Raw genomic sequence first — 25,969 nt, forward strand, 5'->3', positions numbered from 1 at the left:
CGGCTCCTTATTCGCGCCAGAATGTTGGGGTGAAGAGCACCAGCAGAGTAAAGACCTCAAGACGACCAAACAGCATATTGGCAATGAGGATCCATTTCGCGACCGGGTTCATACTGGCAAAGTTATCCGCCACGACCCCCAGGCCTGGCCCGAGGTTATTCAATGTTGCGACGACGGACGCAAAGGCGGAGAAATCATCCACCCCCGTCGCGATGATCGCCAGCATACTGACGATAAAGACCAGCGCATACGCCGAGAAAAAGCCCCATACGGCTTCGAGAATACGTTCCGGCAGCGCGCGGTTCCCCAGTTTAATGCTGTAGACCGCGTTCGGGTGGACCAGTCGTTTCAGCTCACGGTTGCCCTGCTTGAACAGCAGCAGAATACGAATCACCTTCAGGCCACCGCCCGTCGACCCGGCGCAGCCGCCAATAAACGCAGAGCACAGCAGGAGTACCGGCAGGAACAGCGGCCAGCGCGCAATACTGTCCGTGGTAAATCCGGCGGTCGTCGCCATTGATACCACCTGGAAGAACGCCTGGTTTAGGGTCGTCAGCGCGGAGTTATAAACATCATGGAACCACAGTACCAGGGTACAGATGACGACCAGCGTAAGCTGGACACCAATGAACATGCGGAACTCAGGGTCGCGCCAGTACACCTTCAGGCTTCGCCCGCTCAGTAAAGAGAAGTGCAGGCCATAGTTACAACCAGAAATCAGCAGGAAAATCGCAATGATGGTGTTGATCGTTGGGCTATCGAAGTAGCCTACGCTGGCATCGTGGGTGGAGAACCCGCCGATAGCGATTGTCGCAAAGCTGTGTCCGATGGCATCAAAAGCAGGCATCCCGGCAAACCAGAGCGCCAGCGCACAGGCCACCGTCAGCAGGACATAAATCAGCCACAGGGTTTTCGCCGTCTCGGCAATACGCGGGCGCATCTTGTTATCTTTCAGCGGCCCGGGCATTTCAGCCCTGTACAACTGCATCCCACCGACGCCCAGAATGGGCAGAATAGCTACCGCCAGGACGATGATCCCCATACCGCCGAACCACTGCAGCATCTGGCGATAAAAGAGGATGGCGTGGGGTAATGAATCCAGACCCACCAGCGTCGTCGCCCCGGTGGTCGTTAACCCCGAGAACGATTCAAAAAAGGCATCCGTGATGCTCAGGTTAGGTTGCTCGGAGAAGATAAAGGGCAGCGAACCCACGCTCCCCAGCACCGTCCAGAACAGCACCACGATCAGAAAGCCTTCGCGGGATTTCAGCTCACCTTTCTGACGACGATTCGGCCACCACAGCAGCGAGCCAATCGCCAGTGCGACAAAAAAGGTCTGGGTAAATGCCCGCCCCGCGCCGTCCCGGTAGATAAGCGCCACCAGTCCTGGGAGAATCATCGTCCCGGAAAAAAGTATGACCAGCAGTCCAACGATTCGGGTTATGGCACGAAAATGCATCTCTGCCGCTTCCTTTGGTATTCAAAAAAGTGAGGTGGGGATTATTCTTCAATCGGCAGTAATTGCAACGAACCGCGACTAAAATCTGCCAGTTTTGCTGAAAAAGCAGCCAGCTCTGCCTGAGGAAGCGCCACGCGTAATTGCACCATCGCCTGAAAGTCACTGTGCGCGATAACGCCATTAAACTGTTTCAGCAACGCTTCGATGCCGGATAATTGGGCGTAATCACACAATAGAGTATATTCGGTGAGCGGCGTTTTGCGGGTGGTCGTCAATATATTCAGTGCCTGCTGAACGCCACCGCCATAGGCTTTCACCAGCCCGCCCGTGCCTAACAAGATGCCGCCGTAGTAACGCACCACCACGGCGGTAATTTCACCCACGCCGCTGCCCATCAGCTGCGAGAGCATGGGTTTACCGGCGGTTCCCGCGGGTTCACCGTCATCGGAAAAGCCAAGCTGTTGCGAATCGTCCGGGGGCCCTGCCACCCACGCCACACAGTGGTGACGTGCGTCAGGATGCTCAGCCCGGACAGACTCAACAAATGCCTTTGCCGCTTCAACGCCGTCGGTGTGTGCCAGCAGCGTAATAAAGCGGCTTTTCTTGATTTCCTCAACAAAGGTGACCGGTTCAGCCGGTATCAGCCAGCTTTCCATCAGGCCAGCTTCAGGTCTCGCGTCATATTCTCGATACCGTTCTCGTGAATCACCACGTTATCTTCGATACGAATACCGCCAAACGGTTTCAGTGCGTCAATTTTTTCCCAGTTGAAGTGTTTGCTGAACTGACCTTCACGCCATGGCGCCAGCAGGGATTCAATAAAGTAGATCCCCGGTTCAATCGTCAACACCATACGAGGCTCAAGAATACGGGTGCAGCGCAGGTAAGGATATTTAGACGGTGCCGCAAGATGCGTACCGGTATCATCCTGCATAAAGCCAGCGACGTCGTGAACCTGCAGGCCCAGCGGGTGACCAATACCGTGCGGCATGAATGGCCCGGTGAGATCGTTCTCGACCATTGCCTCTTCGCTCATGTCTTTCACAATCTGATGCTTACGCAGCAGCTTCGCGATGCGCTGATGGAACTGAACGTGATAATCCACGTAGCTGGTACCGGCTTTCATGGTACCAATAAGCGCCAGTTGCTCATCGTTCACGTCTTTAATCAGCTGCGCGAAATCGGTGTCAGCATTAGCCGCCCAGGTACGGGTCAGGTCAGCCGCATAACCGTTGTACTCAGCGCCGGCATCAAGCAGGAAGCTGCGCATTTCCGACGGAACCTGATGGTCCAGTTTGGTGTAGTGAAGAACAGAAGCATGCTCATTCAGCGCGACAATATTGCTGTATGGCACGTCGGTATCACGGTGGCCGGTCGCGGTCAGGTACGCCTGGTTGATATCGAATTCGCTCATGCCGGACTGGAACGCCTCGTGCGCGGCACGATGGCCATTCACCGCCGTTTTTTGCGCTTCACGCATGCAGTAAAGTTCGTAATCGGTTTTGTACGCACGGTAGTAATGCAGGAAGTCCAGCACCCCTTTCGGGTTGAGTTTGTCCGCGGGAATATCCAGACCCAATGCACGCTCCGGAACCGGGCCAATATAGGCGATATTGCCGCGTGCAGCAGGTAGCTGGCTGCCAATGCCGTCCGCTTTTGGCAGCGCAATCACATCAATTTCTTCCGTCCAGAAAGAGGTCGGCAGCGGTTCCACGTTGTGCCAGTAATCGACCGGCAGGTAGAACCACAGTTTCGGCTTGTTCACGCCATCCACCAGCAACCAGCAGTTAGGAACCTGAGTAACAGGCACCCAGGCTTTAAACTGCGGGTTAACCTTGAACGGATAGGCATGGTCATCAAGAAATGTGTTTATCAGCTCGCCGGAATGGATAAGCAGGGCATCCAGTTTGAAGCGGGCCAGTACATCGCGGGTACGTTCCTGTAGAGTAACGATATGATTTTTATAAAGCGAAGCCAGTGAGTCCATCATTCTTCCTTTCGTTTTTTTGACCTCAAGTCATCGCATCTTAGCACACCTCACTCCGGCTGCGTGATTTCCACCGACCGTGATCAATGCAGCAATTTCTTAATGAGTAATTTGCATTTTATTAACATAAATCCCACACTCCGTTTCATCTGGTATGACCAGATCCAATTGCTGGATTCAGGAGACTGACATGCTCTACAAAGGCGACACCCTGTACCTCAACTGGCTGGAAGATGGCATTGCCGAACTGGTGTTCGATGCCCCCGGCTCAGTGAACAAGCTTGATACCGCGACGGTGGCCAGTCTTGGCCAGGCGTTGGAAGTACTTGAAAAGCAAACTGAATTAAAAGGGCTGATGCTGCGCTCAAACAAAGCAGCCTTTATTGTCGGTGCCGATATCACCGAATTCCTTTCCCTGTTCCAGGTGCCTGAAGAACAGTTGAGCCAGTGGCTGCACTTTGCAAACAGCGTCTTTAACCGTCTGGAAGACCTGCCTGTTCCGACTATTTCCGCCGTTAATGGTTACGCATTAGGCGGTGGCTGCGAATGCGTGCTGGCAACCGACTACCGTCTGGCCACGCCGGATCTGCGTATCGGCCTGCCGGAAACCAAACTGGGGATCATGCCGGGCTTTGGCGGATCCGTCCGTATGCCGCGCATGCTGGGTGCTGACAGCGCGCTGGAGATCATCGCCGCCGGTAAAGATGTCGGCGCGGAACAGGCGCAGAAAATCGGCCTGGTGGACGGCGTGGTTAAGCCAGAAAAACTGGTTGAAGGCGCTCTGGCTATTCTGCGTCAGGCCATTAATGGCGATCTCGACTGGAAAGCCAAACGCCAGCCGAAGCTTGAGCCGTTAAAACTCAGCAAGATAGAAGCCACCATGAGCTTCACCATCGCCAAAGGCATGGTGATGCAGACGGCGGGTAAACACTACCCGGCGCCGATTACGGCAGTGAAAACCATTGAAGCGGCCGCCCGTCTGGGCCGTGACGAAGCCCTGAAACTGGAAAATCAGAGCTTCGTCCCGCTGGCGCACACCAACGAAGCCCGCGCGCTGGTTGGCATCTTCCTGAACGATCAGTTCGTGAAAGGCAAAGCTAAACAGCTGACCAAAAACGTTGAGACCCCAAAACACGCGGCGGTACTCGGGGCGGGCATTATGGGTGGCGGCATCGCCTACCAGTCAGCCTGGAAAGGCGTGCCGGTAGTGATGAAAGACATTAACGAGAAATCCCTGACGCTGGGCATGACCGAAGCGGCCAAGTTGCTGAATAAACAGCTGGAGCGCGGCAAAATTGACGGGCTGAAGCTCGCGGGCGTGATCTCTACCATTCAGCCTGTGCTGGAATACAGCGGTTTTGATCGTGTGGACGTGGTCGTTGAGGCGGTCGTAGAGAACCCGAAAGTCAAAAAAGCGGTGCTGGCGGAAACGGAAGACAAAGTTCGTCCGGATACCGTACTGGCCTCTAATACCTCGACTATTCCGATTAGCGAACTGGCGAGCGTACTGAAGCGTCCGGAAAACTTCTGCGGAATGCACTTCTTCAACCCGGTACACCGTATGCCGCTGGTCGAAGTGATCCGAGGGGAAAAAACCTCTGACGAAACCATCGCCAAAGTGGTGGCGTGGGCAAGCAAGATGGGCAAAACGCCGATCGTTGTTAACGACTGCCCGGGCTTTTTCGTCAACCGCGTACTGTTCCCTTACTTCGCCGGTTTCAGCCAGCTGCTGCGCGATGGGGCAGACTTCCGCAAAATCGACAAAGTGATGGAAAAACAGTTCGGCTGGCCGATGGGCCCGGCGTATCTGCTGGACGTGGTCGGTATTGATACCGCCCATCACGCCCAGGCGGTGATGGCGGCAGGCTTCCCGCAGCGCATGCAGAAAGATTATCGCGACGCGATTGACGCCCTGTTCGACGCTAACCGCTTCGGTCAGAAAAACGGCCTGGGCTTCTGGCGCTATAAAGAAGACAGCAAAGGCAAACCGAAGAAAGAAGAGGATGCGGCGGTGGATGGCCTGCTGGCCGACGTATGCCAGTCAAAACGTGACTTCACCGACGATGAGATCATCGCCCGCATGATGATCCCGATGATCAACGAAGTGGTGCGTTGTCTGGAAGAAGGCATTATCGCCAGCCCGGCCGAAGCGGATATGGCGCTGGTATACGGCCTGGGCTTCCCTCCGTTCCACGGCGGCGCGTTCCGCTGGCTGGACACCATCGGCAGCGCCCGCTATCTCGATATGGCTCAGCAGCATCAGCACCTCGGCCCGCTCTATGAAGTGCCTGAAGGGCTGCGCAACAAAGCGCGCCATAACGAACCCTATTACCCAGCAGTTGAGCCAGCCCGTCCGGTTGGCGAGCTGAAAACGGCTTAAGGAGTCACAATGGAAAAGGTTGTCATTGTTGATGCGATTCGCACCCCGATGGGCCGTTCAAAAGGCGGCGCATTCCGTAACGTGCGCGCGGAAGACCTCTCCGCACACCTGATGCGTAGCCTGCTGGCGCGTAATCCGGCGTTGGACCCCGCCGCGCTCGACGATATCTACTGGGGCTGCGTGCAGCAGACCCTGGAGCAGGGCTTCAATATCGCGCGTAATGCGTCACTGCTGGCGGAGATCCCGCATTCGGTTCCGGCCGTCACCGTTAACCGTCTGTGCGGTTCGTCCATGCAGGCGCTGCACGATGCGGCACGTATGATCATGACCGGCGATGCTCAGGCCTGCCTGGTCGGCGGTGTGGAGCATATGGGGCACGTCCCGATGAGCCACGGCGTCGATTTCCATCCGGGGATGAGCCGTAACGTGGCAAAAGCTGCGGGAATGATGGGTCTCACCGCGGAGATGCTCTCCCGCCTGCACGGCATTAGCCGTGAAATGCAGGATGCGTTTGCCGCACGTTCCCATGCCCGCGCCTGGGCTGCCACGCAGTCCGGCGCATTTAAAAACGAGATCATCCCTACCGGCGGTCACGATGCGGACGGCGTTCTGAAGCAGTTCAGCTACGACGAAGTGATCCGCCCGGAAACAACGGTGGAAGCACTTTCTACGTTGCGTCCGGCATTTGATCCGGTCACCGGTACGGTCACGGCAGGTACCTCGTCGGCGCTGTCCGACGGAGCAGCGGCGATGCTGGTGATGAGCGAAAGCCGCGCCCGTGAGCTGGGGTTAACCCCACGCGCTCGGGTACGTTCGATGGCTGTCGTGGGCTGCGATCCTTCAATCATGGGTTACGGCCCGGTTCCGGCCTCGAAGCTGGCGCTGAAAAAAGCGGGACTAGCCGCCAGCGACATCGATCTGTTCGAGATGAACGAAGCCTTCGCCGCGCAGATCCTGCCGTGCATTAAAGATCTGGGGCTGATGGAACAGATCGACGAGAAAATTAACCTCAACGGCGGCGCGATCGCCCTCGGCCACCCACTCGGTTGCTCCGGGGCGCGTATCAGCACGACGCTGATTAATCTGATGGAGCGCAAAGATGCCCAGTTCGGACTGGCAACAATGTGCATCGGGTTGGGTCAGGGTATCGCGACGGTGTTTGAGAGAGTGTAAATCAGGAAAAGTATCTCAGAGCCAATGACGTCAGAACAAGGCGGCAAGCGAGCGAATCCCGATGAGCTTACTCAAGTAAGTGATTCGGGTGAACGAACGCAGCCAACGCAGTTATGGCGTCATTGGCGAAGAGAGAGAGTTTAGTTGCCGTTCTTCCCGCCTGTCAGGGGCGGGTTTTTTATTTAAATGAAGGCAAACGCATCGCCAAACAGGCGATCTTCACGCGCGTCACGTTCGTTACAGAACAGGTCCCGGGCGATTTTCGCCATCTCGAAACGACCTGCGATATAGATATCGTGTCCTGCCAGCGTGCCGTGATCCTGCAATACCGCCGTCAGCACGGTACCGCTACGCCCACGCCAGCCCTCTTCCGGCTGCTCAACCACCGGCTCAATGCGCAGGTTAGGATGGGTTACGCTCAGCGCTTCCAGCTCAGACAGGTCATACAGATGTTTCTCTTCGCGGCCACCCCAGTAAATGGTGATGTCACGGTCCGGGTTACGTGCCAGAGCGGTCAACAGAATAGAGCGCACATAAGAGAATCCCGTACCGCCAGCGATCAGGATCAGCGGACGATCTTCGTCATCGCGCAGCCACGCTTCGCCGTGAGGGATGTCGACCACAATCTCACGTTCTTTCAGGATGCGGTCCATAACGGCCATCGCGTACAGGTTAAGCTCAGACGCACCAATATGCAGCTCAATAAATTCTTTCTCTGCTGGCGTAGAGGCCATAGAGAAAGGACGCTTATCACGCTCATCCATCACTACCATTAAGTACTGACCAGCGCGGAAAGAGAATGCCGCTTCTGGCACTAAACGGACGCGATATACGGTGTCGGTGATGGCATCTACCGAGGTCACTTTACAGCTTAAGGTTGTCATTCGCTCTCTCTGTCGTGAAGTCTATAGGGCTTAACGGCCTGTTTCAGGTTTACCGTTATTCATTATGGCCAGTTCATCCCAGATCGCGTCAATACGCGCGGTCACGGCAGGATCTTTTTTGATCGGGCGACCCCATTCACGGTCGGTTTCGCCAGGCCATTTATTTGTGGCATCCAGTCCCATTTTTGAGCCAAGACCGGAAACCGGCGAGGCAAAGTCCAGGTAATCTATCGGCGTGTTCTCGACTAACACCGTATCGCGCGCCGGGTCCATTCGCGTGGTAATCGCCCAAATGACGTCATTCCAGTCGCGAGCGTTAACGTCATCATCGCAGACAATAACAAATTTGGTATACATAAACTGGCGCAGGAAAGACCAGACGCCCATCATCACGCGTTTCGCATGACCGGGATACTGCTTCTTCATCGTCACTACCGCCAGGCGATACGAGCACCCTTCAGGGGGCAGGTAAAAATCAACGATTTCCGGGAACTGCTTTTGCAGGATCGGCACAAACACTTCATTCAGCGCCACCCCCAGTACTGCGGGTTCATCCGGTGGACGACCGGTGTAGGTAGAGTGATAAATCGCATCTTCACGCTGCGTAATGTGCGTAACGGTAAACACCGGGAAATTATCCACTTCGTTGTAATAACCGGTGTGGTCGCCGTAAGGGCCTTCCGGTGCCAGTTCGCCCTGCTCAAGGTAACCTTCCAGCACAATTTCCGCACTGGCCGGAACTTCGAGATCGTTCGAAATACACTTCACGACTTCGGTTTTTGTCCCGCGCAGCAGGCCGGCAAACGCATATTCAGAGAGCGTATCCGGCACGGGTGTAACGGCTCCCAGAATAGTGGCCGGGTCAGCACCTAAGGCGACAGAGACCGGGAAACGTTCACCCGGATGCGCAGCGCACCACTCCTGGAAATCCAGCGCGCCGCCGCGATGCGACAGCCAGCGCATGATGAGCTTATTCTTACCAATCAACTGCTGGCGGTAAATACCCAGATTTTGCCGTTCTTTATGCGGACCGCGCGTGACGGTCAAACCCCAGGTGATCAGCGGCGCAGCATCTTCAGGCCAGCACTGCATAATGGGAATTTTGGTCAAATCAACCGCATCGCCTTCCAGCACTTTTTGCTGGCACGGCGCACCGCGCAGGCGTTTGGTTGGCATGTTCAGCACCTGCTTAAACTGCGGCAGCTTGTCGAACAGATCGCGGAAGCCTTTCGGTGGCTCTGGCTCTTTCAGAAATGCCAGCAGCTTACCCACTTCACGCAACGCGGTAACGTCTTCCTGCCCCATCCCCAATGCGACACGACGCGGTGTACCAAACAGGTTGCACAGCACCGGCATGGAGTAACCTTTCGGATTTTCAAAGAGTAACGCGGGGCCACCGGCACGCAGGGTGCGGTCAGCAATTTCTGTCATTTCCAGATAAGGATCAACAGGAAGTGTAATGCGTTTGAGTTCGCCCTGCTTTTCCAGCAGCGTCAGGAAGTCGCGGAGATCGTGGTATTTCATGCAGTTAGTCATGGCCTCTCTGTAAGCGCTTCATTATACGGCGTAAGCCTGCTTGATGCTGTAATTTTGTTAAATTAGCGTGAACTTATGCGTTCTGTTCCAGGTTCACCCATTATAATCAACTTAGCGATCCCTCCAGGGTTTTGATATGCTTGCGCCCCGAACTAAGGGAAAGAGTGATTATGCAGGCCTGGTATTTACTGTATTGCAAACGCGGGCAACTTCAGCGCGCGCAGGAACATCTTGAACGTCAGTCTGTAAATTGTCTGACACCCGTGATCACGCTTGAAAAAATGCAGCGCGGGAAGCGCACAACCGTCAGTGAGCCGTTATTCCCGAACTACCTGTTCGTGGAGTTCGACCCTGAGGTGATCCACACCACCACCATCAGCGCAACGCGCGGCGTCAGCCACTTCGTTCGTTTTGGCGCCCACCCGGCCACCGTTCCGTCGACGGTCATTCATCAGCTTTCGGTGTATCAACAGCCCGAAGGGATCACCGACCCGGAAACCCCTTACGCGGGTGATAACGTCGTCATTACGGAAGGTGCATTCGAAGGCCTGCAGGCAATTTTCGCCGAGCCGGACGGTGAAGCACGCTCCATGTTGTTGCTCAACCTGCTGAACAAGCAGGTGTTGCAGAGCGTCAAAAATACCGACTTCCGTAAAGTTTAAAAACTGATCCTGAAGAGATGGCGCACGTTGTCATCCGTCTGCGCAGAAAGCCAGTGCGGATCGTCTCCACGCCATCGCGCCACGCGCTCAACAATGTGCCCCAGGTATGCAGGCTCATTTCGCCGCGATGACGGTTTGGGCGTCATATCTCTCGGCAGCAGATAAGGCGCATCGGTCTCAATAAGCAAACGGTCGGCCGGAATCAACGGTAACAGCTCGCGTAGCTCAAGCCCGCGGCGCTCATCACAAACCCAGCCGGTAATGCCGAGAAACAGCCCGCGCGCCAGGCACTCCTGCGCCTCCTTCCTTGAACCGGTGAAGCAGTGCAGCACTGCGCCGGGGAGTTTATCCAGCCAGGGATCCAGAAGCGCGAGAAAACGTTCGTGCGCGTCGCGGCAATGCATAAAGACGGGCATTTCAAGCTCTGCCGCCAGAGCAAGCTGGGCAGTGAATGCCTTTTCCTGTTCGTCAGGCGTGGAGAAGTTGCGGTTAAAATCGAGCCCACACTCGCCAATGGCCACCACCTCAGCGGTTTTCGCGAGTCTGTAAAGGATTTGTGCGCTCTCCTCGGTCCACTGGCTGCTGTCATGAGGGTGGATGCCTGCGGTTGACCAGCAGTGTTGATAACGTTGCGCCAGAAGCTGCGCCTGCTCGCTCTCATGAAGGTTAGTTCCGGTCAGCAGGAGTCCTTTAACGCCGGCGTCAAAAGCACGCGCAACAACGTCATCGCGATCTTTTGCAAACTGCGAGCTGGTCAGGTTGAGTCCGATATCAAACATGCGAATCCCCATATAACAACCGCCCTGACGGGCGGCTGGTTTTACTCTTCAGTGGTCTTTTCAGACGCATCGTCTACATCGTCCGATCGGCGTCCTTTACCCACGTAGAAACGCGAGAAGAATACGCCAACCTCAAAGAGGCAATACATCGGTATAGCCAGTAACGTCTGCGAGAAAACATCCGGCGGCGTAAGCAGCATGCCGACCACAAATGCACCTACCAGGATATACGGACGCTTTTTACGCAGGTCTTCAGGGGTGGTTACCCCAACCCAGCAAAGCAGCACAATGGCGACCGGCACTTCAAATGCCACGCCAAACGCCATAAACAGCGCCATGACGAAGCTGAGATAGCTGGCGATATCTGTCGACACCTGCACCCCTTCCGGCGCGGTGTGCGTCAGGAAGCCAAAGGCCAGCGGGAAGACAACGAAGTAGGCAAACGCCATACCGATATAGAACAGCAACGAGCTGGAGACCAGCAGCGGGATCACCAGTTTACGTTCATGTTTATACAGCGCTGGCGCCACAAACGCCCATACCTGATAAAGGATGACGGGTGCAGACGCAATCAACGACACCCAAAAGGTGAGCTTAATAGGGGTAAAGAACGGTGAGGCAACATCTGTTGCAATCATCGTTGCCCCCAGCGGCATCTGCTTAATCAGCGGTGCAGAGACCACCTGATAGATATCGTTGGCGAAATAGACCAGGCACAGGAATATCACCAGAACCGCAATAATGCAGTTTAACAGGCGCTTACGCAGCTCAATAAGGTGCGTAATAAGCGGTTGAGTATCATCTACTGCCATGGTTACGCTTTATCACTCGACGAGGGGGATGATTCGGAAACAGGCGCGACGGGTTTCGCTTCCGCCACTTTTATCGTGGGGTCTTCCGGCTGCGCCTGTTTTTTCACTTCGGTTTCCTGCGGCGTCTGTTCTGGCGCGGCGGCCTGGTGCTCAGCACTCGCTGGCGTCACGCCCTCACGTTGCGCTTCGCTGTCCTTCACCACCGGGTTATGAATGGTGTTCGCTTCATCGCTCGCTTTTTCAGGATCGTTAACGCTGTAAGAGCGCTTCATGGATTCCGCCGCTTCGCGCAGTTCATCCATTGAGGCTTTCAGTTCCGGCGTCAGGTTATCCATGCTCGCCTTCTCGACCTTTTTCAGGCTTTCCTGAAACTCCTGGAGCTTAAGTTCCTGTGCCAGTTCATTCTGAACGGTCGATGCCAGCGATCTCAGCGCACGCACCCAGCCCACAACGGTTTTCACCGCCACGGGCAGACGCTGCGGGCCCAGCACGATCAGGCCAATCACAAAGACTAGCAGCAGCTCACTAAAACCAATGTCGAACACGACTTACACCTGCTCTTTATCGTGGCTTTTGGCGTCTTCTTTTTTGGCTTCTTCTTGCTTATCGGAGATGGATTTTGCAGTAAAATCAGCATCCTGGCTGGCTTTATCCTGCTTGTTCTCATCATCGCTCATTGCTTTCTTGAAGCCTTTGATAGACGCGCCCAGATCGGAACCGATAGAACCGAGCTTTTTAGTGCCAAACAGCAGCACGACGATGACGGCAATAATGACTAATTGCCAGATACTGATACCACCCATACAAATTCCTCAGGAATAGATGATTAATTGGTCAAGTCGCATTATACGTATGCGACCCGTCGATGGCGACGCAAACTCAGCGCGTTTTTCTCCATCCGGCTAGCCAGACAACAACCCCGCCAGCCATCAGCCAGGCGGGCATCATCTGCCAGTCCGGACGATTGATTAGCAGCAACGTACCGCTCAACAGCAGCGTTGCGCCAATCCCAAAGAGATAGCGTGATTGCCCCTGGCGCACGCGACTGGATTGAAGCTCGCGGGCGATTTTATCCATGCTGTGCTGAAGGTTCTTGCTCTGACGCAAACTGTCGTAAACCAGTTCAGGAATTTCGGGCATTTTTTCAATCCAGAACGGGCCTTTCTCTTTCAATGAGCGCACCAGCGCTGGAAAACCTACCTGATCCTTAATCCAGGATTCCAGGAACGGTTTAGCCGTCTTCCACAAGTCTAACTGAGGATAGAGTTGGCGACCTACACCCTCAACGTAAAGTAATGTTTTCTGAAGTAAAACTAATTGCGGCTGAACTTCCATATTAAAGCGGCGAGCCGTATTAAACAGGTTTAACAGCACGTGCCCGAAGGAGATTTCTGCCAGCGGCTTTTCAAAAATCGGCTCGCAGACGGTACGAATAGCAAACTCAAACTCTTCGACGTTGGTGTCCGGCGGAACCCAGCCGGAGTCAACGTGCAGCTCGGCCACCTTACGGTAGTCACGGTTGAAGAACGCGATAAAGTTCTCGGCCAGATAACGCTTATCTTCTTTATTCAGCGACCCCACAATCCCGCAGTCGATACCGATATACTTCGGATCCTCAGGATGCTCGTAGCTCACAAAAATATTGCCCGGGTGCATATCCGCATGGAAAAAGCTGTCGCGGAACACCTGAGTAAAGAAGACCTGAACGCCACGTTCGGCCAGCAACTTCATGTTCGTTCCCTGCTTCTCCAGCGCCGCCACATCCGAAACCGGAATACCGTAGATGCGCTCCATGACCATCATGTTCTGACTGCAGTAGTCTGAATAGACCTCAGGCACATAAAGCATCGGGCTGTTTTCAAAGTTACGACGCAGCTGAATGGCGTTTGCCGACTCGCGCAGCAGGTTAAGCTCATCAATCAGCGTTTTTTCGTATTCCCGCACCACTTCCATCGGGCGCAGACGACGGCCATCAGGTAACAAACGTGGTACCCAGCGCGCCAGACGATAAATCAGCTTCATGTCAGCTTTAATGACCGGCAGGATATCCGGGCGGATCACCTTGATCACCACCTCTTTGCCGTTCTCTTTCAGACGCGCGGTATGCACCTGAGCAATAGACGCCGACGCCAGCGGGGCTATTTCGAAATCGTCAAACCAGGTTTCAACGGGAAGATTACCCATTGCCTCTTCGATCTGTTTCTTCGCCCTCACTCCGTCAAACGGGGCAACACGGTCCTGCAGCATTGCCAGTTCATCGGCAATATGAGGCGGGAAGAGATCGCGGCGGGTTGAGAGCATCTGTCCGAACTTAATCCATACCGGGCCAAGCTCCTGCAGCGCCAGACGCAGACGTTCACCCAGCGGCTGACCTTTATGACGATTAGGCATCCAGAACAACATCCGCCGCCAGATTCTAAGCGGCAGCGTGATACGCATTTTGGGGATAAGCTCATCGAGCCCGTAACTCAAAAAGGTGTGGACGATAAAATAGAGGCGCCGAATTTCACCAGGCGTCATTTGCCCTCCAGTTTTTCCAGCCGTTTGGTTAATGCATCAACCGCACGTTCAACAGCAGCGGTTTCTTCCGCAAACCATGCCACTTCCAGCGGACCGGGGGCCATGCGCCACTCTTCAGTCAGGACTTCTGCGGCATAGCGCTGCTGCCGTTGCAGATTTTTGCGCAAGAACGCCGTGCCGCCATGAATAGCTTTCCCGATCCCTTCAGCGGCGATGTCACCAATAAAAGGCGCGAGCAGTTCTGCCGGGTCAAACTCCGCCAGATCGCTGAGCGCAACGAAGTTTTGTACGACCTGGATGTCGCCCTCCACTTCCAGCTCACCGCTGCGGATAAGCGCCGTCAATTGCTGGCGATCGCGCAGTTTTGGCAGCACGCTCATATGGGTAATGACCGAGCAATCCGCCTCGCCTTCCCACTCACCCAGAACATCGAGCTGGCGTTCGCTGAAGACCAGCACGAGCGGCGTTGAGAACTCTTTTAATACAATGCGCAGGACCTTCCCGTTAAGTCGCTGACGTGCAGCTTTTAGCGCCGGCGCGCGATACAGGAAGGCATTGAGCACATTCTCGATGCCTGCGGTGACTAAGGGTTTAAAGGGCACGGGACACCTCCACTCAGAATTTGTAACCGCGATGCAGCGCAACGACACCCGCCGTCATGTTGAAGTATTCAACGTTCTCAAATTCCGCATCCTGCATCATGGCTTTTAGGGTGTCCTGATCCGGGTGCATGCGAATGGACTCCGCCAGATAGCGGTAGCTCTCCGCGTCGTTCGCCACCAGTTCACCGATACGCGGCAGCACGTGGAAGGAATAGGCGTCGTAGGCTTTGCTCAGCGGCTCAATGATCGGTTTAGAGAACTCGAGCACCAACAGACGTCCACCCGGCTTCAGTACACGGTACATGGAGCGCAGCGCTTTTTCTTTGTCGGTGACGTTACGCAGGCCGAAGGAGATCGTGATGCAGTCAAAGGTATTATCCGGGAATGGCAGCGCTTCGGCGTTTGCCTGCACGTATTCCACATTGCCCACCACGCCGATGTTACGCAACTTTTCGCGTCCCATTTTCAGCATGGAGTCATTGATATCGGCCAGAACAACGCGGCCAGTTTCACCCACCAGACGGGAAAACTTCGCCGTCAGATCGCCTGTTCCACCGGCTAAATCCAGCACGGTTTGTCCACGGCGCACACCGCTGCAGTCAATGGTGAAGCGTTTCCACAAGCGATGAATGCCGAACGACATCAAGTCATTCATCACATCGTACTTCGCCGCCACGGAATGAAATACGTGGGCCACCATGTCAGCTTTCTGCGCTTTGGCGACAGTCTGAAAGCCAAAGTGCGTCGTGTCTTGTGAATCGTCAACCATCTCAGAGCCTGCTAATCAGTCAAATGTTCGTGAAGTGTAACAGATTGGGCGCGTTTGCCCTACGATTCAACCGCCGTGATAGAAACGTGTCGGCGGCTCGTCAGACGATAAATCCGTCGTTAACTCGTTGTCTTCACTGGGGGTCTTTTGCTCATCTGCGCCTTCACGCAGACGGAACTCTTCGTCTTGCGCCGTGGCCTGCTCCACCAGTTCCGGATTAATCTCGCGTTTGACCTCCACCCCCAGGCCGCGGAATGCTTCAGCCTGAGCAAGCAGGTTGCCCCGCCCGGAGGCGAGTTTTTTCATCGCCTGACGGTAGTTATCCTGCGCACGGTCCAGGCTTTGCCCGACCGAGGACATATCGTCCACGAAGAGGCGCATTTTGTCGTACAGCTTGCTGGCACGCTCGGCAATCTTCTGTGCATTGCGGCTCTGGTGCTCATAGCGCCACAGGTTAGCAATGGTACGTAATGCCACCAGCAGGGTGGTGGGGCTCACCAGCATAATATTATTTTTGAGCGCTTCGGTGATCAGTTCGGGCTGTCTGTCGAGGGCCAGCAGGAACGCCGGTTCGACCGGAATAAACATCAGCACATAGTCCAGCGAGCGCAGCCCCGGAAGCTGCTGATAATCTTTTCTGCCCAGCAGTCGGATATGGTTACGCACGGAGGCAATATGCTCCTGCAGCGCCGACTCGCGCGTGTTGTCGTCTTCCGCATTGAAGTAACGCTCATACGCCACCAGCGTCATTTTGGCGTCGATCACCACATCTTTACCCTGCGGCAGACGCACAATGACGTCCGGCTGCATCCGCGAGCGGGCATCGTTTTCGATACTCACCTGCGTTTCGTATTCATACCCCTCGCGCAGGCCAGAGGCCTCCAGCACGCGGGTGAGCACTACTTCTCCCCAGTTACCCTGGGTTTTGTTATCCCCTTTCAGCGCCCGAGTGAGGTTGACCGCCTCCTGCGCCATTTGCGCATTCAACTGCTGAAGATTACGAATCTCGTGCGCCAGCGTGTGCCGCTCGCGGGCTTCCTGTCCAAAGCTGTCCTGCACCTGACGGCGAAAACCGTCCAGCTGTTCACGCAGCGGCGTCAGCAGGCTGTTCAGACTCTGGCGATTCTGTTCGTCAACGCGGCGGTTGCTGTGTTCGAAAATGCGGTTGGCGAGATTCTCAAACTGCTCGCTGAGGCGCTGCTCGCTGTTAATCATCTGACGGATTTTGTCTTCCGCATGCAGCTGCGTGGATTCGAGGCGGGTAGTCACTTCGCGGAGATCGGCCTCCAGCGACGTGTTGATATCACGCAGGTTGCGCAGTTCGTTATTGAGCAGCTCGCACTCGTCGCGCCAGTGGTCACTTAGCGCAAGCTGTTGCTTTACCGCGCTGAGCTCGGCGACGATCTCTTCGCGCTCCGCCAGCTGATCGGCCTTCTGCTGCGCATGCTGGTAGCTGGAAATCAGCCAGCCTATCGCAACGCCCGCCAGCGCAATCACCGCATAAATCAGGATTGAGATATCCACAATGCCCCCTGCATCAACGTATTACCCGCACAAAATAGAATTGTGCTGTATAAACGTCCAGTTTGAAAGGGTTTTCCTTCGAGGCGCTACGCAAAAAATAAAGGCCGAACGCGTCGGCCTTTGATTTGAGAAGAGAGGGCTAGATCAGACGACGAGCCGCTTCCACCACAATTTTCACCGCATGACTTTCGGTCTGCTTCATGGTTTCGGCGTTCGGGATCTCCTGCTGAGTACGGTTGACGATAACGCCCGCCACCATACCGGCACGCAGACCCTGGCTTGCACACATGGTCAGCAGCGTCGCGGATTCCATTTCGTAGTTCATTACGCCCATGGACTGCCACTCTTCCATTGAGCCTTTGAAACGGCTCACAACGCGGCCAGAGAAGGTGTCGTAGCGCTCCTGGCCCGGGTAGAAGGTGTCGGAAGAGGCGGTTACGCCAACGTGGGTGGTCGCGCCCACGGACTTCGCGGCTTCAACCAGCGCGGTGGTGCATTCGAAGTCAGCCACTGCCGGGAATTCCATAGGCGCAAAGTGCAGGCTTGCCCCGTCCAGACGAACGGATGCAGTCGTCACCAGTACGTCGCCCACGTTGATGTGCGGCTGAATCGCGCCGGTCGTGCCGATACGCAGGAAAGTACGAATGCCCAGCTGCGCCAGCTCTTCAACTGCAATAGAGGTAGACGGACCGCCGATACCGGTGGAGCACACAATCACCGCTTTGCCATCCAGCTCTGCACGCCAGGTGGTGAATTCACGATGGGCAGCCAGTTTGACCGGCTTATCCATCAGCGCGGCGATCTTTTCCACACGCTCAGGGTCGCCAGGGACGATAGCGAGCGTAGCCCCTTGTAAATCATTTTTAGTGAGGCCGAGATGAAAAACATCAGACTTAGACATAGGTGACTCCTCTGTGGGTCGGTTAGTCAGAAGAAGTAAAACGGTACTTTACAGAAGCAGTAAGCATAATTTCGTGATGCATCTCACCATGAATGAAAATGATTGCAGTGAATTTCCATCAAAAAGTGATTTACATCACATTAACAAGTTATATCGTCAGGTGCTGCACAAAAGATAGACCGTTTAAGGCACTGTGAGTTGTTAACCTGGTGTCTATATTTACCTTTGCGCTAACTCATTGGTACGGAGAATGCCATGACTGAAAAAACCGGTTTTGCACCTGCTGCAGCCCCGCTTGCTTCAACCATCGTTTCAACCTCAGAAGAGGCCATTACGGCGGGAGAGACCTCCATTCCCTCTCAGGGGGAGAATATGCCTGCCTATCACGCACGACCAAAATCGGCAGACGGTCCGCTGCCCATCGTGATTGTGGTTCAGGAGATTTTTGGGGTTCACGAACATATTCGCGACCTCTGCCGTCGCCTGGCACTTGAAGGATATCTGGCCGTTGCGCCAGAACTCTACTTCCGTCAGGGCGATCCGAACGACTATAGCGATATTCCAACGTTGTTCAGCAATCTGGTCAGCAAAGTCCCGGACGCGCAGGTGCTGGCCGATCTCGACCACGTTGCCAGCTGGGCGGCGCGTAACGGCGGCGACCCGCACCGTCTGATGGTCACCGGCTTCTGCTGGGGCGGACGCATTAGCTGGCTGTATGCCGCACACAATCCGCAGCTCAAAGCGGCTGTCGCCTGGTATGGCAAACTGGTGGGCGAGAAAACGCTGAATTCGCCAAAACATCCGGTGGACATCGCCACTGAGCTCAATGCCCCGGTGCTGGGTCTGTATGGCGGCCAGGACACCGGTATTTCGCTTGATTCGGTAGAAACCATGCGCCATGCGCTACGGGCAGCCAATGCCAATGCGGAGATTGTGGTGTATCCGGATGCCGGACATGCGTTTAACGCAGATTACCGTCCGAGTTATCACGCGGAATCGGCGAAAGATGGCTGGCAGAGAATGCTGGCGTGGTTTAGCCAGTACGGCGGGAAGAAATAAACACTTCGCAGCCCCGGCTTTCGCCGGGGCTGCGTCAGGGCTTACTCCAGGCCCAGATGTTTCCACAGCTCGTCCATCGGCAGCGTGGCCAGGGCGATACGCTCATCCGCCGCACCATACCAGATATGCAACGTGTCATTACGCACCAGCGCCCCGCAGGTAAAGACGACGTTACCGAAAAAGCCTTCACGCTCATAGGGTGCGCTCGGCTCCAGCAGCGGTACGGAAGATTTGGCGATGAGGGTGAGCGGATCCTCAAGATCCAGAAGCAGAGCGCCCAGGCAATAACGCTGGCTAGCGTCAACGCCGTGATAAATCTCCAGCCAGCCGCGCGCGGTCTTGATCAGCGGCGCGCCGCCACCCGACTTCAGCGCATCCCATTCGTCTCCCGAGCGTCCCAGCAGATGCCGGTGGTTTCCCCAGTGCAGCATATCGGGCGATTCGCAGATCCAGATTTCCGGGTGGCCGAAATGGCAGGGCGCGGGCCGGGTAAGCGCCCGGAAGGATCCGCCAACCTTCTCCGGGAAGAAACAGACGTCGCGGTTATCAGGGCAGAAAATCAGCCCTTTCTTGTCGACGGAGATAAAATCAACGGTGGTCGCCAGCGCGGTGGAGATACCCAGCGATGACACGGCGGAGTAATTGATGTACCAGACATCGTCAATCAGGGTGATACGCGCATCTTCACAGCCAAATTCCTCATAGCGGCTGTCGGCGGTAATAAACGGCTGTTGATCGATGGTGAAATTTACACCGTCCTGGCTTCGCGCCAGGCGCAGGTGGGACATTGACGTCAGCCAGACCTGAGCCGGGTCGCTTTTCAGCACAATGGTACGCGGGTCGCTAAAATCATAGCGCGGGTCGTTGCGGTCGAACGTTTTTGTTGCCGCCTGCCAGCCGCCGGACTGCTGCACCAGAAGCGGAACGACGATCTTCTGTGGGTCATCATTTATCACGCTCTCGGCAACCCGAAGCAGCAGGATAATCTCCCCGTGATACTCCGTTACGCCGGCGTTAAAGACGCACTCCACTTTCCGTCCTGGCAGAGAAGGCACCACGTCGCTGGGGGTGATCAACGGATTCTTACCGTGTCTGTTCATATACACTCCTTTTTATCAGAATTTGATTTTTGTCCAGCTGCTGCGCGTTTTGGCCGTACAGGACATCCGCTTCAATGGCCCACAATGGGTTTTGTACCGGCTGGCCAAAATTCACGGCCACCCAGACCTGTTCCTGCGCCGTTGTTCGGGTAAACCAGACGCACGCCTTATGGCGTTTCAGCGGGCTGCACTTCCCATGCTGTAGCGCCTCGATGGCGGCCCGAAGCGCAATGAAGGTCTGGTACTGACGCCACAACGAGCCGGGCGTCGATATCTGATGTTCGGCATTGAGCAAGGGATAGTCCTGGCTGACGGGCATCCACGGCGTGGATGTGGAAAAGCCCGCAAACGGGGCGTCGTACCAGAGGAAGGGGGCACGGGACCCATCCCGTGAATGTTCAATGGCCTGCGCCAGCGCGTCGGCGGCACTGCACCCCTGCCGCATGGCCGTGTCGTAGAAGTTTTTTCCCTGAATATCAAAAATCTGCCCGACCGTCTGAGGCACATAGTCGGGCATCCCCAACTCGTCACCCTGAAAAATAAACGGTACGCCGCGCACGGTCAGCTGTAGCGCCAGAACGGCCAACGCCCGGGCGGCGTCATGCGGGCCTTCACCAAAGCGGCTAATCATGCGCGGCATATCGTGGCTGGAAAAGAATAGCGTCGGCAGGCCAGACTGCAGCGCCAGCGTGGCGTTAATCTCGTCGCACAGGCGTGCCGCATCGAAGGTTTTCTGGCTGCCAATATTGAAGTTAAAGACCACGTCCATCAGCGACGGGGCCTGATAACGGGCCAGGGTCTCCCTCTCCTCGCTGCCAATTTCGCCGATCAGGAAAACATCCCCTTGCTGCCTGGCATGTTGGCATACGCGCTGCAGCGTGCCGATGAGCCCCGGCTGATTCACGTCATGCTCATGCTGCTGTACTCCCGCTTTCTCCGGATTGTCAGGCCCGATGCCGCGCGTGCTGAGGAAATTAATCACGTCGAAGCGGAAGCCATCCACGCCCTGTGCCTGCCAGAAATCAATGACCTGAAGCATTTCCTGCTCTACCGCGGGGTTCGCCCAGTTGAGATCGACCTGCTCAGGCGCGAATTTATGGTAGTAAAACTCGCCGGTGTCCGGCTCCGGGCTCCAGGCGCTGCCGGAAAAAAATGACTCCCAGTTGTTAGGGTGCGCGCTGAAAAGAAAATAGTCCCGATAGCGGCTTGCGGGATTATTCCAGGCATCCTGAAACCACGGATGCTGCGAAGAGACATGATTAAGCACCAGATCGATAATGACCCGGATCCCCTTTTCATGGCAGCGATGAACGACGTCGCGAAAATCGGTCAGCGTGCCGAATCGTGGGTCGACGGCGCAGTAATCACTAATGTCATACCCGTTATCCACCAGAGGAGAGGGGTAAAACGGCGTGATCCAGATGGCACCGATGCCTAACGCGCTCAGGTAATCCACTTTTGAGAGCAGGCCGGGGAAATCACCCAGCCCGTCACCGTTACCATCGCAAAACGACGGCAGATAAATTTGGTAACAGGTACAGGCCTGCCACCAGGGTTGATTGTTCACCGTACGTTCCTTATTTCAGTGATAACGACATGCCCTGCAGGAAATATTTCCGGAACAGGATAAACAACACGATGACCGGCAGCATTTGCACCACGGCTCCCGCCATCACTGGCCCCAGATAAACGCCGTAGGATTTACTGAAGGTGGCCAGCAGCACCGAAAACGGCATTTTGTCGGCATCGCGCATGACAATCAGCGGCCAGAGGAAGTTGTCCCACGAACTTGAGAAGGTAAATAGCGCCACGATCGCCAGAATGGACTTGTTCAGCGGCATCATGACGTGCCGCAGAATGGCCCACAGGCTGGCATGATCCAGACGCGCGGCGTACAGGTAATCGTTGGGCGTGCCCTTGAAGCTCTGGGACACCATAAAGATCCCCCAGGCACTCATTGCATAAGGCAGGATCATGGCGCTGTAACGGTTGATCAGACCGAGCTCACGCATCAGCACAAACTGTGGAATGATGAACATGAAAACCGGGAAAACCATCTGCACAATCAACAGATTACGGAAAGCGTTTTTGCCCCAGAATTCCGTTTTTGCCAGCGCATACCCCACCAGCATGGAGGTGACGGTCACGCTCGCGGTCACGGTGACGGAAACAAAAAGCGAGTTAAACAGCGTGCGCAGAAACGGCTTATCGGCCCGGTTGCTGTTATCGAAAAGGAAAGTGTAATTTTCGAGCGTCAGCGTGCCCGAAAAGAGATCCGTGGTATAAATCTGTGCCGTAGGCTTCAGGGATGACACGACCATCCAGACAAACGGATAGAGCCAGCTTAACGCCAGAATAAACATCAGCGCATGAATTAGCAGGCTCAGGGGCGTGAGTTTTTTCATTCATACAATCTCAATGTGTTTTTCGAATAACCGACGAAATAGCCAGATCATCAGGAAACTGCAGGCAGCGACGATAATCGACATGGCAGCGGCCCAGGTAGGTTTCATATTTTGAAACGCGGCTTCGTACATGACCACCATGGGACTGGTGGTACTGTTTAGTGGCCCGCCACCGGTAATTAAATAGGGCTCTGTAAAAATACTGAACGCCACCGTAATAGCCAGCACCATCACCATCACAATTTGCGGATTCATCATCGGAAGCGTTATTGCCCAACCTTTCTGAAAACGCCCGGTTTTATCGAGAATAGCCGCACTATAAATATCCGATGGAATAGCCTGCATGCCGGAATAGAGAATTAATCCGTAATAACCGACAAATTTCCAGGTCACGATAAGCGCAATGGATAGCATGGCGCAGTCAGGGTTGGTAAACCACGGCACGGAAATCCCAAACCACGCAGACAATAAGCGGTTAACCGGGCCGTACTCATTAAAAAGACGGGAAAAGACAATTGAGTACGCCACCCCTGACGAGATATTTGCCAGTAAAAAACTCAGGGCGATAAACCCCCGGCCATAGTTAATCCTGCGTAACCCGGCAGCAAAAAGCAGCGCGGTAATAAACACGATCGGGACATACCACATTAAAAAGCGGCAAATGTTCCACATGGATGTCCAGAATAATGCATCGTGCAGTACGCCAATAATGTTCTGCAACCCGGTAAATTGCGGCACGCCGATAAACTGCCAGCGGGTCACGCTTAGCACCACCAGCCAGGCAAGCGGGTAGAACCAAAATAGCAGCGAATAGCCAATCCAGGTGGAGGCCAGCAGGCCTCCGGTTCGGGATTCATATCCAGCCATCATGCCCCCTACTGGCCCGCGAGGGCGCTGATTTCCTGCTGAGATTGTTTCAGCGCGTCGGCAGGCGTACTGGTTTTGAATATCACGCGCTCAAGCATCTGCGTCATGCTGCGCTGTACTTCTGTCGTCTGGTTAGTTGCCGCAGGAGGAAGCGCGACGTCCACCCACGAGGCGATCTGTTTCTCTAGCGGATTTTGTTTGAAGTAACTGACAAAGATCGGATTACTCATTAAATCCGCGCGGGCGGGCGGCATCCCTGTCAACTCAAGCCACAGCCGGTCATGTTCAGGGTTACTGAAGACCCACTGCATAAACTGCCAGGCCTGCGCCTTTCGCTTACTGGAACTGAAGATCACCAGACCTTTACTGTCGCCGAACGTATAGGGGTGTTCAATGCCCGTCTCGGTCAGCATCGGACCGATCTGAATCGTTTTTAATATGTCCGGATACTGCTTGCGATAGCGGGCTAAATCCCACGGTCCGCGCGCTGAGGCGATAACCTGCCCCGTTGCGAGCGGATCCTCGGCAGAGGTGAAGTCGTAGCTGCTCCACTTATTATTAAAAACGTTGCCCATGAAGGTCAGCACGGCCTCGCCAGCAGGCGTGGTCAGCGCAGGTTTTTTGTCGACCAGATACGGCTTGCCGTGGCTCTGGGCGTAGAACAGCGGAATGAAGTCGAACCAGCGTTCCCACCAGTTTTTACCCGCCGTAAGCTGTATCACATAGCCGTGATTATCCGCCGCCCGACGCTTCGCCAGCGCGTAAAGTTCATCGTAGCTAACCGGTACCCGATCAAAACCGTATTGCTTCAGTAAATCGCCGCGCCACCACCAGACAATCGGGTTGATATATACCGGCAGTACCGTTTGTTTGCCGTTTAATTCCCAGGCTGACAGCAGAGAAGCCATTTGCCGTTTCTGAACCGTTTCCTGAAAACCCGGCATTCTGGAGAGATCTTCTATCTGCCCGACATCAACAAGCTGGCTGGCAAAACCGATAAATATATTGGTTGAAATATCCGGTTCAGTCCCTGATGCCAGCGCGTTCATTATCGCTTCTTCTGAACTGTTTGCGGCAGGAATAGCGGTAAATTCGACGGGCATATGGGCAGGGTCTTTATTCCATTCCGCCACTATTTTACTCCAGAAGGCTTCTTCATTGACGGTGGGTGTGACCCACATTTTGATTGTTTCACGCGCCCCGGATTGTGTCTCTTTTTTATCATCAGGCCCGCAACCGGTAAGAAAAAAGAGGAATATTACCGATGCTATTAATTTTGCTGCTTCTGCAACTCTCACGTTATATCTCCCTGATGTCGATAAGTGTTAATCGCTCACTGCTGCACTCTGTGAATGGTGCGTAAGCTAACACCCCTTTTTTATGTTTAACGTTAAACAAATCACAAAACTATTTATATTTAACGATAAACTCAGCCGCTATTATTTATTTAATTACGCCTCATAAATAATTTACGTGAATATAAAATGCCTAATTCATTTAGCAAAAGAAAGAATAAAAACGTGACGATTAAATCGCTGGCAGCAAAGATGGGTATTTCACATACCACGGTATCTAACGCGTGGAATAATCCCGAAAAGCTGTCTGCTGAATTACGTGAAAAGATACTTGGGTACGCCCGTCAGGTTGGATTTCAGGGGCCGGATAAACTCGCCCGGGCTTTACGCACCGGAAAATCCGGGGCCATAGGCGTCATTTTTAACGATGCCATGAGCTATGTTTTTATCGATCCGCATGACGTCAGCCTGATGCGCGGCGTCGCGACCCGCTGCGAAGACCGTAATATTAATCTGGTGCTGATACCGCTTCAAAAAGGGCCTTCATCGCTCACTACCCTGGTGGACGGGTATATTCTCAACGCCACGCATAACAGCGCCGCCATTATTCAACAAACCCTGGCCCGCAATCTGCCTGTGGTGACGCTCGATTTTCAGCTTCCGCAGTTCAGCAGCGTGTCGGTGGATAACACACGCGCCATGCGTGATATCACCCACTACCTGATACAAAAGGGTCATCGCCATTTCGGCATTATTGCCTTCCCGTCTCACCCGAACGCGCGCGGGATGCGGCCTCTGACGCACCGCGTGACGGGGGATAACCAACTCATGCTGACCCGCGTGAATGCCTGCCGCGACGCGTTTCAAGAGCACGGTATTAGGCTCAGTGACTGCTGGCTGTGTGAAACCCATCACGATGAGCCACACGGCGAACGGGCAGCGGAAGCATTGCTGACGGCACACCCTGAGATCACGGCGCTGATCTGCTTATCCGATCGTTTTGCCATCGGCGCGGTGAATTATTGCCAGCGACAGCGTCTTGCTATACCTGGCCGGGTCGCCATTACCGGATTCGACAATACCGCCCGGCAGTATAACGGGCCTGGACTTACCACCATCGCGCAGGATGCCGAACGTAAAGGTGAAATCGCGGTTGATCTGCTTCTGAACAATGGCCCCGTCACCCACGTTGCGCTGGAACACCGGCTTATCGAGCGTGATACGGCATGAGATTACCCTGCTTAAGATAAGAGTG

General features: G+C 54.8%; 24 protein-coding genes. 5 read left to right on the forward strand and 19 right to left on the reverse strand.

All coding sequences use genetic code 11. From position 1 onward, the window contains the following. Positions 1-7: 7 nt before the first annotated feature. From trkH to pepQ, 3 genes are read right to left on the reverse strand one after another with little or no spacing between them, the layout of a single operon-like run. Positions 8-1,459, reverse strand: a complete 1,452-nt coding sequence (trkH, locus tag ACMGGM_RS12250; RefSeq protein ID WP_013099227.1) for a Trk system potassium transporter TrkH — start codon at positions 1,457-1,459, stop codon at positions 8-10. Between the two features lie 41 nt (positions 1,460-1,500). After that, complete coding sequence (locus ACMGGM_RS12255; protein WP_014885611.1) at positions 1,501-2,115, reverse strand: IMPACT family protein; 615 nt, start codon at positions 2,113-2,115, stop codon at positions 1,501-1,503. Beyond that, positions 2,115-3,446 carry a Xaa-Pro dipeptidase gene (gene pepQ, locus ACMGGM_RS12260; protein WP_014885612.1) on the reverse strand — a complete coding sequence of 444 codons (1,332 nt, stop codon included), beginning with the start codon at positions 3,444-3,446 and terminating at the stop codon, positions 2,115-2,117. Before pepQ ends, ACMGGM_RS12255 begins: the two co-directional genes overlap by 1 nt. 190 nt (positions 3,447-3,636) lie before the next feature. Between pepQ and fadB the strand changes: the two genes are divergently transcribed. Then, complete coding sequence (gene fadB / locus ACMGGM_RS12265; protein ID WP_063943784.1) at positions 3,637-5,826, forward strand: fatty acid oxidation complex subunit alpha FadB; 2,190 nt, start codon at positions 3,637-3,639, stop codon at positions 5,824-5,826. A gap of 9 nt (positions 5,827-5,835) precedes the next feature. Further along, entirely contained in the window at positions 5,836-6,999 is a 1,164-nt protein-coding gene (gene fadA, locus ACMGGM_RS12270; protein ID WP_063408166.1) for an acetyl-CoA C-acyltransferase FadA, read from the forward strand. A 182-nt stretch (positions 7,000-7,181) separates the two neighbouring features. Here fadA and fre read toward each other — a convergent pair whose 3' ends face one another. Together fre and ubiD are read right to left on the reverse strand one after the other, a co-directional pair. Next, on the reverse strand, positions 7,182-7,883 hold the full coding sequence (gene fre / locus ACMGGM_RS12275) for an NAD(P)H-flavin reductase (RefSeq protein WP_014885614.1): 702 nt from the start codon (positions 7,881-7,883) through the stop codon (positions 7,182-7,184). Positions 7,884-7,913: 30 nt separating this feature from the next. Beyond that, positions 7,914-9,419 carry a 4-hydroxy-3-polyprenylbenzoate decarboxylase gene (gene ubiD / locus ACMGGM_RS12280; RefSeq protein WP_023331547.1) on the reverse strand — a complete coding sequence of 502 codons (1,506 nt, stop codon included), beginning with the start codon at positions 9,417-9,419 and terminating at the stop codon, positions 7,914-7,916. 170 nt (positions 9,420-9,589) lie between these two features. Here ubiD and rfaH point away from each other — a divergent pair, with 170 nt between their 5' ends. Beyond that, positions 9,590-10,081, forward strand: coding sequence for a transcription/translation regulatory transformer protein RfaH (gene rfaH, locus ACMGGM_RS12285; protein ID WP_014885616.1), 492 nt, complete (start codon positions 9,590-9,592; stop codon positions 10,079-10,081). Here rfaH and tatD read toward each other — a convergent pair. From tatD to udp, 9 genes are all read right to left on the reverse strand, one after another. Further along, entirely contained in the window at positions 10,078-10,860 is a 783-nt protein-coding gene (gene tatD / locus ACMGGM_RS12290; RefSeq protein ID WP_063943786.1) for a 3'-5' ssDNA/RNA exonuclease TatD, read from the reverse strand. The two genes, rfaH and tatD, sit on opposite strands and share 4 nt — an antisense overlap. Before the next feature lie 41 nt (positions 10,861-10,901). Next, complete coding sequence (tatC, locus tag ACMGGM_RS12295; RefSeq protein WP_023331550.1) at positions 10,902-11,672, reverse strand: Sec-independent protein translocase subunit TatC; 771 nt, start codon at positions 11,670-11,672, stop codon at positions 10,902-10,904. A 2-nt stretch (positions 11,673-11,674) separates the two neighbouring features. After that, complete coding sequence (gene tatB / locus ACMGGM_RS12300; protein WP_023331551.1) at positions 11,675-12,217, reverse strand: Sec-independent protein translocase protein TatB; 543 nt, start codon at positions 12,215-12,217, stop codon at positions 11,675-11,677. 3 nt (positions 12,218-12,220) lie between these two features. Next, positions 12,221-12,475, reverse strand: coding sequence for a Sec-independent protein translocase subunit TatA (gene tatA / locus ACMGGM_RS12305; protein ID WP_014885620.1), 255 nt, complete (start codon positions 12,473-12,475; stop codon positions 12,221-12,223). Between the two features lie 76 nt (positions 12,476-12,551). After that, positions 12,552-14,192 carry a ubiquinone biosynthesis regulatory protein kinase UbiB gene (ubiB, locus tag ACMGGM_RS12310; protein ID WP_014885621.1) on the reverse strand — a complete coding sequence of 547 codons (1,641 nt, stop codon included), beginning with the start codon at positions 14,190-14,192 and terminating at the stop codon, positions 12,552-12,554. After that, positions 14,189-14,794 (reverse strand): ubiquinone biosynthesis protein UbiJ, encoded by a 606-nt coding sequence (ubiJ, locus tag ACMGGM_RS12315; RefSeq protein ID WP_014885622.1) that lies wholly within the window; start codon positions 14,792-14,794, stop codon positions 14,189-14,191. The genes ubiB and ubiJ overlap by 4 nt, the downstream gene beginning before the upstream one ends. Positions 14,795-14,807: 13 nt before the next feature. Then, positions 14,808-15,563, reverse strand: a complete 756-nt coding sequence (gene ubiE, locus ACMGGM_RS12320; protein WP_014885623.1) for a bifunctional demethylmenaquinone methyltransferase/2-methoxy-6-polyprenyl-1,4-benzoquinol methylase UbiE — start codon at positions 15,561-15,563, stop codon at positions 14,808-14,810. 66 nt (positions 15,564-15,629) lie between these two features. Next, complete coding sequence (gene rmuC / locus ACMGGM_RS12325; RefSeq protein WP_063943787.1) at positions 15,630-17,087, reverse strand: DNA recombination protein RmuC; 1,458 nt, start codon at positions 17,085-17,087, stop codon at positions 15,630-15,632. A 139-nt stretch (positions 17,088-17,226) separates the two neighbouring features. Then, positions 17,227-17,988 carry a uridine phosphorylase gene (gene udp / locus ACMGGM_RS12330; RefSeq protein ID WP_003860792.1) on the reverse strand — a complete coding sequence of 254 codons (762 nt, stop codon included), beginning with the start codon at positions 17,986-17,988 and terminating at the stop codon, positions 17,227-17,229. A gap of 255 nt (positions 17,989-18,243) precedes the next feature. On the opposite strand from udp, the gene ACMGGM_RS12335 reads away from it, so the two are divergent. Continuing rightward, on the forward strand, positions 18,244-19,047 hold the full coding sequence (locus tag ACMGGM_RS12335) for a dienelactone hydrolase family protein (RefSeq protein WP_047626220.1): 804 nt from the start codon (positions 18,244-18,246) through the stop codon (positions 19,045-19,047). Positions 19,048-19,088: 41 nt separating this feature from the next. Here ACMGGM_RS12335 and ACMGGM_RS12340 read toward each other — a convergent pair whose 3' ends face one another. Genes ACMGGM_RS12340 through ACMGGM_RS12360 form a run of 5 tightly spaced genes read right to left on the reverse strand, consistent with a single transcriptional unit; the run spans position 19,089 to position 24,717 of the window. Continuing rightward, positions 19,089-20,147 (reverse strand): glycoside hydrolase family 130 protein, encoded by a 1,059-nt coding sequence (locus ACMGGM_RS12340; RefSeq protein ID WP_023331554.1) that lies wholly within the window; start codon positions 20,145-20,147, stop codon positions 19,089-19,091. Next, a complete protein-coding gene (locus ACMGGM_RS12345; protein WP_063614530.1) occupies positions 20,131-21,714 on the reverse strand; it encodes an alpha-amylase family glycosyl hydrolase in 1,584 nt (527 codons plus the stop codon). Before ACMGGM_RS12345 ends, ACMGGM_RS12340 begins: the two co-directional genes overlap by 17 nt. Before the next feature lie 10 nt (positions 21,715-21,724). Further along, on the reverse strand, positions 21,725-22,552 hold the full coding sequence (locus tag ACMGGM_RS12350) for a carbohydrate ABC transporter permease (protein ID WP_014885628.1): 828 nt from the start codon (positions 22,550-22,552) through the stop codon (positions 21,725-21,727). After that, a complete protein-coding gene (locus tag ACMGGM_RS12355; RefSeq protein WP_080463683.1) occupies positions 22,553-23,419 on the reverse strand; it encodes a carbohydrate ABC transporter permease in 867 nt (288 codons plus the stop codon). Between the two features lie 8 nt (positions 23,420-23,427). After that, positions 23,428-24,717, reverse strand: a complete 1,290-nt coding sequence (locus tag ACMGGM_RS12360) for an ABC transporter substrate-binding protein (RefSeq protein WP_063614531.1) — start codon at positions 24,715-24,717, stop codon at positions 23,428-23,430. A 186-nt stretch (positions 24,718-24,903) separates the two neighbouring features. On the opposite strand from ACMGGM_RS12360, the gene ACMGGM_RS12365 reads away from it, so the two are divergent. Further along, positions 24,904-25,944, forward strand: a complete 1,041-nt coding sequence (locus ACMGGM_RS12365) for a LacI family DNA-binding transcriptional regulator (protein WP_050863000.1) — start codon at positions 24,904-24,906, stop codon at positions 25,942-25,944. Positions 25,945-25,969 lie beyond the last annotated feature (25 nt).

The organism is Enterobacter sp. BNK-14 (assembly GCF_047456095.1).
Taxonomy (GTDB): domain Bacteria; phylum Pseudomonadota; class Gammaproteobacteria; order Enterobacterales; family Enterobacteriaceae; genus Enterobacter; species Enterobacter kobei.